The 15535-nt window shown below is 65.0% G+C and carries 12 protein-coding genes; 7 read left to right on the top strand and 5 right to left on the bottom strand.

All coding sequences use genetic code 11. The features are described from left to right. Positions 1-19: 19 nt before the first annotated feature. Positions 20-961 carry a DMT family transporter gene (locus FY036_RS20500; RefSeq protein WP_235897734.1) on the top strand — a complete coding sequence of 314 codons (942 nt, stop codon included), beginning with the start codon at positions 20-22 and terminating at the stop codon, positions 959-961. A gap of 74 nt (positions 962-1035) precedes the next feature. After that, the gene (locus FY036_RS20495) at positions 1036-2055 is read left to right on the top strand and encodes a LacI family DNA-binding transcriptional regulator (protein ID WP_148916617.1); all 1020 of its coding nucleotides are present in this window, start codon (positions 1036-1038) and stop codon (positions 2053-2055) included. Positions 2056-2122: 67 nt separating this feature from the next. On the opposite strand, the gene FY036_RS20490 is transcribed toward FY036_RS20495, so the two are convergent. Then, positions 2123-2476, bottom strand: coding sequence for a hypothetical protein (locus FY036_RS20490; RefSeq protein WP_148916616.1), 354 nt, complete (start codon positions 2474-2476; stop codon positions 2123-2125). A 380-nt stretch (positions 2477-2856) separates the two neighbouring features. On the opposite strand from FY036_RS20490, the gene FY036_RS20485 reads away from it, so the two are divergent. Continuing rightward, a complete protein-coding gene (locus tag FY036_RS20485) occupies positions 2857-3834 on the top strand; it encodes a 2-hydroxyacid dehydrogenase (RefSeq protein ID WP_148916615.1) in 978 nt (325 codons plus the stop codon). A gap of 94 nt (positions 3835-3928) precedes the next feature. Then, positions 3929-4351 (top strand): hypothetical protein, encoded by a 423-nt coding sequence (locus tag FY036_RS20480; RefSeq protein WP_148916614.1) that lies wholly within the window; start codon positions 3929-3931, stop codon positions 4349-4351. Positions 4352-4357: 6 nt separating this feature from the next. Here FY036_RS20480 and FY036_RS20475 read toward each other — a convergent pair whose 3' ends face one another. Continuing rightward, complete coding sequence (locus tag FY036_RS20475) at positions 4358-5128, bottom strand: gamma-glutamyl-gamma-aminobutyrate hydrolase family protein (protein WP_148916613.1); 771 nt, start codon at positions 5126-5128, stop codon at positions 4358-4360. Positions 5129-5409: 281 nt separating this feature from the next. Between FY036_RS20475 and FY036_RS20470 the strand changes: the two genes are divergently transcribed. Then, positions 5410-6507, top strand: coding sequence for a TRAP transporter substrate-binding protein (locus tag FY036_RS20470; RefSeq protein WP_148916612.1), 1098 nt, complete (start codon positions 5410-5412; stop codon positions 6505-6507). A gap of 62 nt (positions 6508-6569) precedes the next feature. Here the strand turns inward: FY036_RS20470 and FY036_RS20465 are convergent, their stop codons facing one another. From FY036_RS20465 to FY036_RS20455, 3 genes are all read right to left on the bottom strand, one after another. Continuing rightward, positions 6570-7208 (bottom strand): exopolysaccharide biosynthesis protein, encoded by a 639-nt coding sequence (locus FY036_RS20465; protein ID WP_148916611.1) that lies wholly within the window; start codon positions 7206-7208, stop codon positions 6570-6572. Positions 7209-7278: 70 nt separating this feature from the next. Then, a complete protein-coding gene (locus tag FY036_RS20460) occupies positions 7279-8670 on the bottom strand; it encodes a TRAP transporter large permease (RefSeq protein ID WP_148916610.1) in 1392 nt (463 codons plus the stop codon). Then, complete coding sequence (locus tag FY036_RS20455) at positions 8670-9227, bottom strand: TRAP transporter small permease subunit (RefSeq protein WP_148916609.1); 558 nt, start codon at positions 9225-9227, stop codon at positions 8670-8672. The genes FY036_RS20460 and FY036_RS20455 overlap by 1 nt, the downstream gene beginning before the upstream one ends. Before the next feature lie 349 nt (positions 9228-9576). On the opposite strand from FY036_RS20455, the gene FY036_RS20450 reads away from it, so the two are divergent. Both FY036_RS20450 and FY036_RS20445 read left to right on the top strand, forming a co-directional pair. Beyond that, a complete protein-coding gene (locus tag FY036_RS20450) occupies positions 9577-13056 on the top strand; it encodes an indolepyruvate ferredoxin oxidoreductase family protein (RefSeq protein ID WP_148916608.1) in 3480 nt (1159 codons plus the stop codon). A gap of 105 nt (positions 13057-13161) precedes the next feature. After that, the gene (locus FY036_RS20445) at positions 13162-15474 is read left to right on the top strand and encodes a putative bifunctional diguanylate cyclase/phosphodiesterase (RefSeq protein ID WP_148916607.1); all 2313 of its coding nucleotides are present in this window, start codon (positions 13162-13164) and stop codon (positions 15472-15474) included. The last annotated feature ends 61 nt before the right edge of the window (positions 15475-15535 follow it).

Below are 15535 nucleotides of genomic sequence, written 5' to 3'. Positions count from 1 at the left end.
TCCCAGACCGGCCAGCACATTGAATCCGCGCAAAAGTACACCCGAGGCGGCGACGCCGACATCCGCCATTCTGCTGGTGTTGACGGCCTGCTTCTCCTTCGCCTTCCTCGATGCAAGCGCGAAATATCTCGTTCTTCAGGGGGTGGAGGCTCCGTTCCTCGCCTGGATGCGGTTTGCCATCCATCTCGTGCTGGTGATGGTGTTCTTCCGGGCATGGTCGAACAGGACCATGTTCCGGGCGAAGAACATTCCCGCGCAGCTCGTGCGCGGCGTCTTCCTGTTCGGCTCGACGATCTTCAACTTCCTCGCTTTGCAGACGCTGCAGCTGGCGGAAACGATCTCGATCTACTTCTTCGCGCCGATGGTGATCACCGCGCTGGCGGGACCGCTGCTGGGTGAATGGGCCGGGTGGCGGCGGTGGATGGCCGTGCTGGTCGGGTTCGTGGGCGTGCTGGTCATCACGCGGCCGGGCGTCGGCACCTTCGGGATCGGCCACGTCTTCGCGCTGATGTCGATGACGAGCTACAGCCTCTACGTCATCATGACACGCCACATGGGCGCGACCGAAAGCTCGGAAAGCCTGATCTTCTATTCGGCGCTGGCGCCCACCGTGCTGATGTTCCCGTTCGTGCCGCTCTACGGCTCGATCCCGCAGGAGCCGCTGCACTGGGTGCTGCTGCTCGGTCTCGGAGCCATCGGCGCGTTCGGCCACTTCCTGCTCATAAAGGCTTACAAGCAGGCGACGACGACGGCGCTGGCGCCCTATCCCTATTCGCAGATGATCTGGATGATCGCGCTGGGCTACCTGATCTTCGCCGACCTGCCCGACCTGTGGACGCTGGGCGGCGCGGCGATCATCGTGAGCAGCGGCCTCTACATCGTGCATCGCGAACACAGGCTGCGGCTGGCCAGCCGCACCGCGCCGAACAGCGAGAACGAGGACCTGGCGAAAAAGCTTTGAAAAGCGCCGCCCGGATGGCATAGGATCGTTTAAACAGTTTAAGCGCGCGTCCATTCGCTCCGGGAGGGGGTTCTCTGGCACAGAAGATCAAGCTGTCGACGATCGCCGAGGCGCTCGGCGTATCGACCGCCACCGTGTCGCTGGCGCTGCGCGACAGCCCGCTGGTGGCAGACGCCACCCGGGAGCGGATCAAGGAACACGCGCGCGAGATCGGCTACATCTACAATCGCCGCGCCGCCAGCCTGCGCACTTCGCGCTCGGGCATCGTGGGCGTCGTGGTGCACGACATTATGAACCCGTTCTTCGCCGAAATCCTGCGCTCGATCGAAACCGAGCTGGACCGGAGCCGGCAAACCTTCCTGCTTTCCAACCATTACGACCAGCTGGAAAAGCAGCGCACCTTCATCGACACGCTGCTGCAGCTGGGCGCGGACGGGGTGATCATGTCGCCGGCCATCGGCACGCCGGCGGCCGACATCCAGCTCGCGGAGGACAACGGGCTGCCCGCCGTGCTGATCGCGCGGTCGGTGGAGGGAGCCGACGTGCCGGTGTTTCGCGGCGACGACGCCTATGGCGTGGGGCTTGCGACCAACCACCTGATCTCGCTCGGCCACAAACGGATCGTCATGATCGGCGGCACGGACCAGACGTCGACCGGGCGCGACCGCTATCGCGGCTATGTGATGGCGATGGAAAAGGCCGGGCTGGAGGTGAAGCCCGGCTGGCGCATACCCGGACCGCGCACCAAGCAGGGAGGCTTCGAGGCTTCGCAGCAGTTTCTGGCGCTCAAGGACAAGCCGACGGCCGCCGTGTGCTGGAACGATCTGGTCGCGATCGGGCTGATGAATGGCATCGCGCGGGCGGGGCTGACGCCCGGCATAGACATTTCCGTGACGGGATATGACGATCTGGAAGAAGCGGCCATCGCCACGCCGGCGCTGACCACGGTGTGGAACGGCCAGCGCGAAGTGGGGCGGCGCGCGGCGCGTGCGCTGCTGGACCGGCTGAACGGCGTGGAGGTGCATGGCGGGCAGGAGCTGACACGTCCGGAACTGCACGTGCGCCAATCCACCGGCAAGCCGGTGGAACGATAAACGCGGCAGGACCGGCCCGCCGCGTTTCGTCTCCCGTGGGAGAAATCCGGCTTTCAGTGCCAGGCGGTTACCAGGTTTCGACCTGGGCACAGAGGTCGGCCATGGTGGACGGCATGCCGTTCTCGTCGATCGAGGCCGTTGTCTGCTCGTCGACGGCGGCGTCATCGCCCATCACCTCGCTGGCGACGTTGGTCTGGCACTGTTCACGCAGCGCCTGCTGCTCGGCGACATCCAGCGACAGGAAGTGTTCCTGATTTTCCTCGGCGGTGCGCAGCGTCGTCATCGTGTCGTCGGTGTGGAACGGGGTGAGCATCGCGGCCGGATCGTGGATCACGGGCTGCTCGCCGGAAGCCTGCGCGAAGGCGGCACCGGTGGAAAGCGCGAACGAAAACGCGACGGCGGTGAGAAGCTTGTTCCTCATGACTGGTTCCTTTCTTGTTATGACCCTGGTCTTTTCAGATCCGCAGGGCTTGCGGATGCCGAACCAACGACGCGCCGGAGACGCCGTTCCAAAACGAATCGGAATGGGAAACACACGATTTGTTGAGGCGAACAACGCGGCTCAAGCGGTTGGCAAGGCAGGAGGTCGCCCTAAGACATTGCGCGCCTCGCGTGTCTTGTGCGACCTGCGCGTGCATCCGGAGCGGCGAGCGCCACCGCGCCTGCCATGGAACGGACAGAATTGGCTCGATCCTCCGCCGGGATTCGCTGCCCGAATTTATGCGGCGCCGGGCGATTACTTCCGCCCGCAAAATGCACTAGGGTCGCGCAGCCTCAGCAAGCAGGGAGCATGCAAAGACAGTGACGGACAAGAGCGACATCACCATCCTGATACCCGGGAACCTTCACCCCCACGCCGTGGAACGTCTTTCCGGCGCGTTTCGGGTGCTGCGGATCGACCGCGCCGACGCCGCGCTGCTGGGCGAAAGCGAACGCGAGAAAGTCAGGGGTCTGGCGGTGATGACGCGCACCGACGCCGCATTCATGGACGCACTGCCCAATCTGGAGATCGTCGCCAGCTTCGGCGTCGGCTACGACCATGTCGATGCCAAGCATGCCGGCGCGAACGGCGTGATGGTGACCAACACCCCCGACGTGCTGACCGAGGAAGTGGCCGACACGGCCGTCGGCCTGCTCATCAATACAGTGCGCGAGCTGCCCAAGGCCGAGGCCTGGCTGCGCGAGGGCAAGTGGGCCGGCACGGGCAACTATCCGCTGACACGCAGCACGCTGCGCGGCCGCAAGGTCGGCATCTTCGGGCTGGGGCGCATCGGACAGGCGATCGCACGGCGTCTCGAGGCTTTCGGCCTGCCGATCAGCTATTTCAGCCGCCGCCCGGTGGAGGGCGTGGACTACACCTACTATCCGTCGCTGGTGGAACTGGCGCGCAACGTCGACACGCTGATCTCGATCGCGCCGGGCGGCCCCTCGACCGAGAAGGCGGTGAACGCGGAAGTGCTGAAGGCGCTGGGCGCGTCGGGCGTGTTCGTGAACATCGGGCGCGGCTCGACTGTGGACGAGGACGCGCTGGCGGCGGCGCTGGCGGACGGCACCATCATGGCGGCCGGACTGGACGTCTTCGCAAACGAGCCGAACGTGCCGGAAGCGCTGATGAAGGCCGAGAACGCCAGCCTGCTGCCGCATGTCGGCTCGGCCACCATCCATACGCGCCAGGCGATGGCCGATCTGGTGGCGGACAATCTGGTGGAATGGTTCGAGCGCGGCAAGCCGATCACGCCGGTCGTCGAGACCAAGGACGTGGCGCTGCCGAAGCGCTGAGCAACAGGATCGTCAGCCGGGATCGGGACGTTTACCGCAGATTAACCATGAGTTCCGATCCTGCCACAAAGTCGATAAGCCGAAGGCCGGTCGAATGAATGGCACATATGCATGCGTAGCCGCCCTGATGGGACTGGCGGCGGTCTTTCCGGGCTCCGACCCGATACCGCGAGCTGACGAGATAGACCCGATGGTCGTCTCGTCGATCTCGCGGCCGGTGGTCCCGGCAATCCACTTCACGTTGAAGTCGAGCGCAGCCGACATCGGCTGCTCGCTGACGGCTCACGGCACGGCAAATCCCGGTGCGGGCGAGCGCACGCTCGATCTCGAACCGAGATGCAGCGCCGTGGCGCCGGAACTGGCCGGCGCCCAGCGGTGGATGCAGAAAAAGGACGGATCGGTCGCCTTCGTGCGCGATGACGGCAGCGTGGTTGCCGAGTTTGCCGCCGCGGACGGTGCGGCACTCGAATCGTTCAGGCCGCGCGAGCCTATCCTGACGCTCTTCGCCAGCGAGTAGAAGCGGCTATTCGGCGGCGAGCTGGCCGGTGCGGCCGGCTGCATGGTCGCGCACGGCATCGCCGAAGGCACGAAAGATGCGCGCCGAGGCGTCGTCGGTCTTCGCCCAGTATTCCGGATGCCACTGCACACCGACGGCAAAGGCACGCGCGCCGATGACGGATACCGCCTCGACGGTGCCGTCATGTGCCGCGGCCTCGACCTGCAGCCTCTCGCCCAGCCGGCCGACGGCCTGCCGGTGAACCGAGTTGACCATGATCTCGCCCGCGCCGAAGACGCCAGCCAGGCAGGTGCCGGGTTTGATCGCCACGGGCTGCCGGATGGCGAAGCGCTCGTCCTGGAGGTCGCTGACGGGCGCGCGGTGGTCGAGTATGCCGTCCTGCTCCTGTATCTCGGTGGCGAGCGTGCCGCCCAGAGCGACGTTCAGTTCCTGAATGCCACGGCAGATGGCCAGCAGCGGCACGCCGCGCTCTATCGCCAGCCGGATCAGCGGCAGGGTTGTTGCGTCGCGCGCCTCGTCGTAGGGGCCGTTGGCTTCGGAGGCTTCGCCACCGTAGAGCGAGGGGTGCACGTTCGATTTCGACCCGGTGACCATGACGCCGTCGACCGAGGCAAGCAACGTCTCGAGATCGAGCCTGTCGCCGAAAGACGGAACGAGCACAGGCAACACCCCGGCCGTGGAAAGGGCCGCTTCCAGATATTGCTGCGGGGCCGCGTGCCAAGTGTAGTTCTCGAACTGGCGAACGTCGGTCGATACGGCGATGAGAGGCTGGCGCATTTGTATTCCGGTCTGGCAAGACCGGCCTTTCGGGAAACGTCCATCAACATCTAGTCCTGTTCGCGCTTATTTCCAAGCGCCTGAACGGTGCTGCGAATGAGGCAGAAAGGGCGGTTTGCGCAATGCTTGCGCATTCGTTGCTAACCCGCGCAATCGGCTGGACTTGCCCGTTGACGCGTGTATTTATACGGCCCGGCTTCGGGGGGAGCGGGCGCGAAACGCGCGGCCTTTTCCCGATCTCCGTCTTTTGACAGTTCGATTCCACATCTGGGAGGTACTCTATGGATCGTCGTTCATTCATCACCAAGGCCGGCTTTGCCGGGGCCGGCGCAGTCGCCGCGTCCACGCTTGCCGCGCCGGCCATCGCGCAGGGCAATCAGACCTGGCGCATGGTCACCACCTGGCCGAAGAACTTTCCCGGTCTCGGCGTCGGCGCGCAGCGCCTGGCCGACCGCATCACCGCCTCGTCGGGCGGCCGCCTGACCATCCAGCTCTACGCCGCCGGCGAACTGGTCCCGCCGCTGCAGGCTCTCGACGCCGTCATCGAAGGCTCGGCCGAGATGAGCCACGGCGCGGCCTATTACTGGCAGAACAAGTCGACCGGCCTGTCGTTTTTCACCGGCGTTCCCTACGGCATGACCTCGCGCGAGCTGACCGCGTGGGTGCGCCACCTTGGCGGCCAGGAAATCTGGGACGAGATCTACGACCAGTTCGGCGTTCAGGGCTTCCTGTCGGGCGACACCGGCACGCAGGCCGGCGGCTGGTTCCGCAACGAACTGACCGGCGTTTCCGACGTGCAGGGCCTGCGCTTCCGCACGCCTGGCCTCGGTGGCCAGGTGTGGGAGAAGCTGGGCGCTTCCGTGACCAACATGGCGGCAGGCGAAATCTTCCAGGCGCTGCAGTCGGGCACGCTGGACGCGGCCGAGTTCGTCGGCCCGTACAACGATCTCGCGCTGGGCTTCTACCAGATCGCCAAGAACTACTACTTCCCGAGCTTCATCGAGCCGGGTCTGGCGACCGAGCTGGTCGTCGACAAGGCGAAGTTCCAGGAACTGCCGGCCGACCTGCAGGAAATCGTCAAGGGCTGCTGCGCGGCCGAGTACGACAACGTCGCCGCAGACTTCGCGGCCAACGACCCGCGCGCTCTGCAAACGCTGGTCAACGACCACGGCGTGCAGGTTCGCCAGTTCCCCGATGAAATCCTCGAGGCGGGCGCCAATGCCGCCAAGGAAATCATGCAGGGCCTGCTGGACTCCAGCGACGCGCTGACCAAGAAGACCGCCGAGAGCTTCGTCTCCGCGCTGAACATCGTGCGCCAGAAGACGGAAGGCACCGACTCGCTGTTCATCCAGGCACGCGAGAAGTACTTCCAGCTCTGATCCGGCGAGAGCCGAAACGCGAAAGGCCCGGGAGCGATCCCGGGCCTTTTCTTTGTCGCCGCCTACTCGGCGAAGATGGACAGCAGGCCGTTGCCGGCGGCGTAGGCCGCATAGGCGAGGATGGTGAAATAGACGCAGGTCGCGGCGAGCGCCGCGTAACCCGCCAGCACCAGAAAGCCATCTCTCTGGCTCATGCCGATCGACAGAAACAGGATGGCGAAAGCAGGCAGCGTGTTGGAAAACGGCACGAGGCCCAGCGGCAGCATCAGCAGCAGGGCGCCGGCCACGATGGCAAGCCCGTTGACGCGACCTGCGAACGAGCCTGCGGTCAACACCTCTATCCGCCGGGAAATGACCGCCTCTATGCGCAGGATGAGCTTGACGCCGCGTTCCAGAACGCCCTTCAGCTTCTGCGCATCGACGGCCCGATCCATGACCCGCGCGGGCAGCCACGGGGTGCGGTTGAGCGTGATGCCGATGGCCAGAAGCAGGATGGCCAGACCGAATATCGTGCTGACGCCGGGGATGGATACCGGGATCAGGAACGGGATGGAAAGCAGCGCGCAGAGCAGCAGTGGCCCATGGTCGCCGATAATGGCCAGAAGCTCGCGCAGGGTGACTGTGGGACGCGTCAACGACGCGATGGCGCGCTCCAGAGCGTCGCGTACCGTCTCCGTGCGATCTGCGTAGTGCAGGGACATGGCGGGCTTGCTCCAAATGCAAAGGGCCGGCGGATCGCTCCGCCGGCCCTTTCTAGCTACATATGGTTTGTCAGCTGTAAATCCACTTGGGCAGCCAGGTCGCGATGCCGGGCACCATGAACATGATGGCCAACGCCAGTATCTGGAGCATCACGAACGGCACGACGCCGCGGTAGATCATGCCGGTGGTGACGCTGTTGGGCGCAACCCCGCGCAGGTAGAACAGCGCGAAGCCGAACGGCGGCGTCAGGAACGAGGTCTGCAGGTTGACGCCCACGATCACGCCCAGCCAGATCGGATCGACGCCGAGGTTGAGCAGGATGGGCGCGGTGATCGGGATCACGATGAAGATGATCTCGAACGTGTCCAGAATGAAGCCCAGCAGGAACATGATCGCCATGACGACGATGACCGCGCCGGTGACGCCGCCGGGAAGGTTCGACAGGAACTCGTGAACGAGATTGTCACCGCCCATGAGGCGGAAGACGATTGAGAACACGGACGCGCCGAAAAGGATGATGAACACCATCGAGGTGATGGTGGCCGTCGAGATCGCGGCTTCGCGCACGACGCGGAACGACAGGCGCCAGCGCAGGGCGGCCAGCAGCATCGCGCCGACAGCGCCGACGGAAGCGGCTTCCGTGGGGGTGGCGATGCCGCCGAGAATGGAGCCCAGAACGGCGGCGATGAGCGCCAGCGGCGGGACGAGCGCGACGACGACTTCCCTGGCCAGATCCTTCTTCTCCTCAGGCGGAACGGGCGTCGCGGGGCAGGATTCGGGCGAGAAGATCGCCTTGACGATCATCCAGGCAAGGTAGAGGCCGACGAGCAGCAGGCCGGGGAAGATCGCGCCGGCGAACAGGTCGCCGACGGAAACCGGCGTAGGAGCGAAATTGCCCTTGGCCATCTGCACCTGAGCGTTGATGCCCGCCAGCATGTCGCCCATGAAGATGAGGACGGTGGAGGGCGGGATGATCTGGCCCAGCGTGCCGGACGCGCAGATGACGCCGCAGGCGAGCTTGGGGTCGTAGCCGGCGCGCAGCATGGCCGGCAGCGAGATCAGGCCCATGGTGACGACGGTTGCGCCGACGACGCCGGTGGATGCCGCAAGCAGCGCGCCCACGATGATGACCGAGATGCCTAGGCCGCCGCGCATGTTGCCGAAGAGCTTGCCCATGGTGAGCAGGAGCTGCTCGGCGATCTTGGAGCGCTCCAGCATCACGCCCATGAAGATGAACAGCGGCACCGCCACCAGCACCTCATTGGTCATGAAGCCGAGATAGCGGTTGGCCAGCGCGCCGAAATTCGACGGATCGAACACGCCGAACGACATGCCGACGAGGCCGAACATGAGCGAAACGCCGGCCAGCGTGAACGCGACCGGGAAGCCGAGCATGAGGAAGCCGATGATCCCGAAGAACATCAGGCCGGAGAGGATCTCTCCGAGAAGGACGGGATCCATCAGTGGGTCTCCTGCTGGTTTTCGTAGCGATATTCTGCCGGCAGCAGGTGTTCGTTGCGCGTCAGGACAAGGATGGAACGCAGCGCCATGGAAAGGCCCTGTATGGCGATGACGAAGGCGAAGAAGAGGATGAAGCTCTTGAGGATGAACAGGCCTGGCATGCCGCCGATGTTGGCGGAGCCTTCAAAGATGCGCCAAGACCGGGCGACGAAGTTCCAGCCATAGGCGTAGACCACCCATGCAAAGGGCATGAGGAAGAAAATGACGCCGATGAGATCGACCAGCGCCTTACGCTCGACGGTGGCGGGCCGGTAGAAAATATCGACGCGGACATGGTCGTTGCGCAGCAGGGCGAAACCAGCCACGGCGGTGAACATCGCGCCGTTCAGCCAGACATAAAGGTCCTGCATCCACAGGCGCGTGGTGGACAGCGCGTAGCGCTGCACGACGACCGCGAAGCAGACCAGCACGATCGCCAGCGACAGCCAGGCGAAGACATTGCCCACCAGCCGGTTGAACACGTTGATCACGCGGACGATAAAGGCCAGGACGCTCATGATGCCTGCCTCCCGGTGAATCCTGGGTGGTGCGAAAACAGGTCCGCCATCCTCTCGGCTCCCTTCGCAGGTCCTGCCTCCCCAAGGCTTGGGACCCCTCGATGTTCTTCGTTTCTTTGCGCGAGGCTCCGCGCACGCCGAGGGCGCACGGCGGAGATTTTGACAGCGCGCATTAGCAGCTTGCGAACTTGTTGGAAAGCGCGCGCGGGCCTTTTCTTCCCACGATGCACCGCCTTGTCAGCCGGCCGGCTGGCTCAGGCGATTTCGTTTGACGGCGGCAGCTGCGGCGGAAACACTGGACGCATGGCACGCCGCGACCGCGTTGCGGCCACCGAGAAGGAGAACAGCGATGACGCTGCATGAAGTCGCGCTCGACGACAAGTTCGATCTTTCCAAGGAGCGCATCTTCATCTCCGGAGCGCAGGCGGTCATCCGCATGCTGATGATGCAGCGCGAGCGCGACCGCCGCATGGGGCTTTCGACGGCGGGCTTCGTGTCGGGCTATCGCGGCTCGCCGCTGGGCGGGCTCGACCAGCAGCTATGGAAGGCGAAGAAGCAGCTCGAAGCCAACGACATCGTGTTCCAGCCGGGCCTCAATGAGGAACTGGCCGCCACCGCATGCTGGGGCAGCCAGCAGACTGAGCTGCTGGGCGAAGGCAAGTATGACGGCGTCTTTTCCGTCTGGTACGGCAAGGGGCCGGGGGTCGACCGCACGGGCGACGTGTTCCGGCACGCGAACCTTGCGGGCTCTTCGCGACACGGCGGCGTGCTGGCGTTGATGGGCGACGACCACACGGCCGAATCGTCGACAAACGCGCATGCGACCGAGTTCGCTTTCGTCGACGCGATGATCCCGATCTTCAACCCGGCCGGCGTGCAGGAGCTGATCGACTACGGCCTCTACGGCTATGCGCTGTCGCGTTTCGCGGGCACGTGGGCCGGCATCAAATGCGTGAAGGACAACATCGAATCGACGGCGTCGGTGGACGTGTCGCTCGACCGGCTCAACATAGTGCTGCCGGAGATCGACCTGCCGCCCGGCGGGCTCAACATCCGCCACGAGCTCGACCAGTTCGGGCAGGAGAGCCGCCTGCACGACTACAAGCGCGCGGCTGCCGCAGCCTTCATCCGCGCCAACGACCTCAACCGGATCGTCTATTCCGGCGGGGCCGCGCCCAAGCTCGGCATCGTCACCGTCGGCAAGAGCTATCTCGACGTGCGGCAGGCACTGGACGACCTCGGCATCGACGAGGCTGCGGCCAACCGCATCGGCGTGAGGCTGTTCAAGGTCGCGTGTCCCTGGCCGCTCGACTACGAGCATGTCGCGGAGTTCGCGCGCGGGCTGGAACACATCATCGTGGTGGAGGAGAAGCGCTCGCTGCTGGAGACGCAGCTGCGCGAAAACCTCTATGGCGTGGCCAACCAGCCGACCATCGTGGGCAAGAAGGACGAGCGCGGCGCGACGCTGTTTCAGGCAGCCGGCGCGCTGGACCCGAACGACATCGCCATCGCGCTGGGCGAACGCATCCTCAGGACGGTCGGCCACTCGGAAGAGGTCGCCGCGCGCGTCAGCCGGCTGCGCCAGTTCCAGGCGATGCTGGCGGACACGAAGGACGTGGCCAGCCGCACGCCGTATTTCTGCTCGGGCTGTCCGCACAACTCGTCGACCAAGGTGCCGGAGGGCTCGATCGCGGCGGCCGGCATCGGCTGCCACTTCATGGCGCTGTGGATGGACCGCTCGACCGTGGGCTTCACCGCCATGGGCGGCGAGGGCGCGCAGTGGCTTGGGCAGGCGCCGTTCTCCAAGCGCGACCACATCTTCCAGAACCTCGGCGACGGCACCTACAACCATTCAGGCTCGCTGGCGCTGCGCTTCGCGTTGGCGAGCAAGGCGAACGTGACCTACAAAATCCTCTACAACGACGCCGTGGCGATGACCGGCGGCCAGCCGCACGAAGGCAACCTGACGGCCGACATGATCGCCAACCAGGTGCGGGCCGAGGGCGTGCAGCGCATCGCGGTCGTCACCAACGAGCCGGACAAATATGCCGGCAAGGCGTCGTTCCCCATGGGTGCCACCATCCACCACCGCGACGATCTGGACGCCGTGCAGCGCGAGCTGCGGGACGTGAGCGGCGTGTCGGTGCTGCTCTACGACCAGACCTGCGCGGCCGAGAAGCGCCGCCGGCGCAAGCGCGGGACGTTTCCCGACCCCGACAAGCGCGTCATCATCAACGAGCTGGTCTGCGAGGGCTGCGGCGATTGCGGCGTGGCGTCGAACTGCGTGTCGGTGCAGCCGCTGGAGACCGAGTTCGGCCGCAAGCGCCGGATCGACCAGTCGTCGTGCAACAAGGATTTTTCCTGCGTCAACGGCTTCTGCCCGTCCTTCGTGACGGTGCACGGGGCGAAGATACGCAAGGCGGAAGGCGTCGCAGGCAAGGCCGACCCGCTGGCGGGCGTGCCGGAACCGAAGCCTTTCGAACTGGGCCGCGACGGCTGGGCTTCGATCATCGACGGCATCGGCGGGACGGGCGTCGTGACCATCGGCGCGGTGCTGGGCATGGCCGCCCATCTGGAAGGCAAGGGCTGCGGCATGATCGACATGGCCGGGCTGGCGCAGAAGGGCGGGGCGGTGTTCAGTCACGTGCGCGTGGCAAACACACCCGAAGACATTCACGCCATCCGCGTTTCGGCAGGCAAGGCCGACCTCATCCTGGGCTGCGACCTCGTCGTCTCCGGCTCCAAGAAGGTGCTGGCGTCGGTGCGGCAGGGCGAGACGATCTTCGTGGCCAACACGGCCGAAGTGATGCCGGGCGACTTCGCGCGGTCGGCCGACTTCTCGCTGCCAACCGAGCGGGTGAAGAAGGCGATCCGCGAGGCGGCGGGCGAGGACAACGCGCATTTCTTCGACGCGACGAAGACGGCTTCCGTGCTGTTCGGCAATTCGCTGGGCGCGAACATGTTCATGCTCGGCTTCGCATACCAGCATGGCGGACTGCCGCTTTCGGCAGAAGCCATCGAGAAGGCCATCGAGCTGAACGGGCAGGCGGTGGCGATGAACGTCGATGCCTTCCGCTGGGGGCGCCGCGCCGCGCACGATCCGCTTTCGGTGAAGGAGCTGGTGGACAGCGCCCGCAGCCCGATGGCCGAGCGGACCATCGCGACATCGCTGGACGAGATCGTCGACCTGCGCGCGGACTTCCTGCGCGCCTATCAGAACGAAGCCTATGCCGCGCGCTATCGCCAGCGCGTCGATGCGATCCGCAATGCCGAGGAGCGCGCGGTGCCGGGCTCGACGGCGGTGAGCGAGGCGGTCGCGAAGAACCTGTTCAAGCTGATGGCGATCAAGGACGAGTACGAAGTCGCGCGGCTCTACACCGACGGCTCGTTCCAGAAGCAGATCGCCGGCCAGTTCCAGAGCTGGGAGAGGCTCGAGTTCCATCTTGCGCCGCCCATCCTCGGGCGCAAGGGCGCGGAGGGGAAGGCGAGGAAGTCGAGCTTCGGGCCGTGGATGATGAAGGGGTTCTCGATCCTCGCCGGCCTGAAGGGCCTGCGCGGCACGGCGCTGGACATCTTCGGCTACACGGCCGAGCGGCGCATGGAACGACGGCTGCTCGCCGAATACGAGGGCGATCTCACCCGCATCGAGACCGCGCTTTCACCCGGCAGGATCGAGGCAGCGGCGGCGCTGGCCTCCGTGCCGTCGCTGATCCGCGGGTTCGGCCACGTGAAGCATGCCAATGCGGTGAAGGCAGGCAAGGAAAGAGAGCGCATGCTCGAGCGGCTTGCCGCGCCCGTTTCTGCAGAGGCTCTGAAGGCGGCGGAATAGGCTTCAAACTCAGGGTTCTCGCGCATTCCGTAACGTCAAACTGCCATTGTTCCATAAGCCTTTCTTAATGTGGCTGTGGCATCAGAGGCTGGGATGGCGCGTGAGATGAACCGAGTAAAGCCCGAACAGGTCCCTGCCGACGTATACGTGCAGTTCGTGCGCTCGTTGTATGACAACGTGCACATGATCCTCATTGGTGCGTTCTGCCACGCCATCGTCGCCATCATGTCCTACCTGAAGACCGGGGCGCACGCCTATCTTTGGATGGCGTTCCTGATGGCCGCCATGGGCGCCTGGCGTTTCGTGAGCATGCGCCGCGTGGTCAAGACATCGGCCATTCGAGACTATGAGAGCGCCAAGCGCTGCGAGGCCGACTACATCCTCAAGGGAAGCATCCAGGGCCTGACATTGGGCACGTTCTGCTTCATCGCCATCTATCTCTATCCCGACCCCTATGCCGAGCTCGCGGCTGTCGCCGTCACCATGGGCTCCATGGTCACGGTGGCGGGGCGCAATTATGGCTCGCCGCGGATGGTCGCGATCTTCTCGCTGACCTTCGTGTCGCCCATCGCGGTCGGCCTGCTGATGCGCGGCGACATGCAGAACGTGGTGCTGGGCCTGCTCATCATCCCGTTCTTCTTCATCATCTCGGGTACTGCGAAGGGCGTGCGCGAGGTGCTGTTTTCGGCCGTCATCGGGCACCGGCGCGCAGACCAGATCGCGCAGCGCTTCGACCGCGCGCTCAACACCATGTCGTCCGGCCTCATCATGCTAAGCCCCGAGGGCAGGGTGGTGGTGGCCAACGCGGAAGCCGCGCGGCTGATGTCGGTCAAGAAGGGCGACAAACTGCTGGGGCGCACGCTGCGCGGCCTGCTGATGCGCGGCGTTGCCGGCGGCATACTGAGCCTCAACGATTCCCGCTACGCCGAAACCCAGCTGACGCGCGCGCTGCGCGAGGGCAAGGACCGCAAGGTCCTGATCCGGTTTTCCAACGGCCGCTATTTCGAGTTCTCGGCCCGCGAGGGCCATGACGAGCTCGGCGTCATCACCTTCGACGAGGTGACGGCGCGCATCGAGGCGGAAGAACGCATCCGCTTCATGGCCCGCTACGACAGCCTGACCGGGCTCGCCAACCGCGCCTACTTTCACGAAATGGTCAGCGACGCGGTCTCGACCGGCGACCAGAGCCGCAGCGTCGCGCTCGCCGTCTTCGACCTCGACGACTTCAAGAGCGTCAACGACACGCTCGGGCATCCGGTGGGCGACGGGCTGATCTATGCGGTCGCCGAACGGCTGAACCGGTTCGCCGGCGAGGACGTCAAGGTCAGCCGCTTCGGTGGCGACGAGTTCATGATCTTCTTCAACGACGTGAAGGAGCCGGATACCTTCGGCCTGCTGCTGGACGACATCTTCGCGAGCCTGAACGGTGATGTGGACGTGGCCGGCCACGCGCTGCGCATACAGTCGAGCGCAGGCGCGGTACTGGCTACAGCCAGGGATGCCGATGTCGACGCCATGATCGTGAAGGCCGACCTTGCGCTCTACAAGGCAAAGGAAAACGGCAAGAACGGCTGGCGCCTGTTCGAGGCGGTGATGGACCAGGCGTTCCGCAACCGGCAGGTGATGAAGGCCGATTTGCGCCATGCCGTGGAGACGGGCGGCCTGCGCGTCGTCTACCAGCCGATCGTGTCGATGGAGACGATGCGCATCGTGAGCTGCGAAGCGCTGTGCCGCTGGGACCATCCGGAGATCGGGCCGATCTCGCCGTCGGTATTCATCCCGCTGGCGGAGGAGATGGGGATCGTGTCGGAAATCAGCACCTTCATGCTGAACGCCGCCACCACCGAATGCGTCAAATGGCCGACGCAGATCTGCGTGTCCGTGAACCTTTCGGCCAAGGACTTCCGCAACGACGATATCATCGCCAAGGTGAGCAGGGCGCTGGACGTGTCGGGACTGGCACCGCAGCGCCTCGAAATCGAGGTCACAGAAACGGCGCTGCTGGACGACAAGTCGCAGACGCGGACCTATATCGAAAAGCTGAAGCGGATGGGCGTGCGGATCGCGCTGGACGATTTCGGCACCGGCTATTCCAGCCTCAGCTACCTGCACACGCTGCCGCTGGACAAGGTGAAGATCGACCGCTCCTTCCTCGTCGACGTGACCCGCAGCAAGCGTTCGCTGGAGCTTCTGAGCGGCATCGTCAGCCTGTCGCGCCTCCTGGGACTGACGGTGACCATCGAAGGGGTGGAGACGTTCGAGCAGCTCAAGGTGCTGTCGCACGACGTGAAGCCCGAACTGGTGCAGGGCTTCCTGTTCGGCTCGGCGCTGACGGCTTCGGGCATCGAAGCGATGTCCAACACGACCTGGCCCTTTGCGAGCCAGATCAGCACCAAACCCGCCGTTTCCACCGCCTGATATTCCCCGAAATGCACGTTATGGATGCAGTTGCGGCCTTAACTAACTGTTAAGGTTAACT

Origin of the sequence: Neoaquamicrobium microcysteis, from assembly GCF_008180155.1 — a bacterium.
GTDB classification, from domain to species: domain Bacteria; phylum Pseudomonadota; class Alphaproteobacteria; order Rhizobiales; family Rhizobiaceae; genus Aerobium; species Aerobium microcysteis.
The sequence above is the reverse complement of the archived record's forward strand: the minus strand, read 5'-3'. Positions and strand labels throughout refer to the sequence as shown.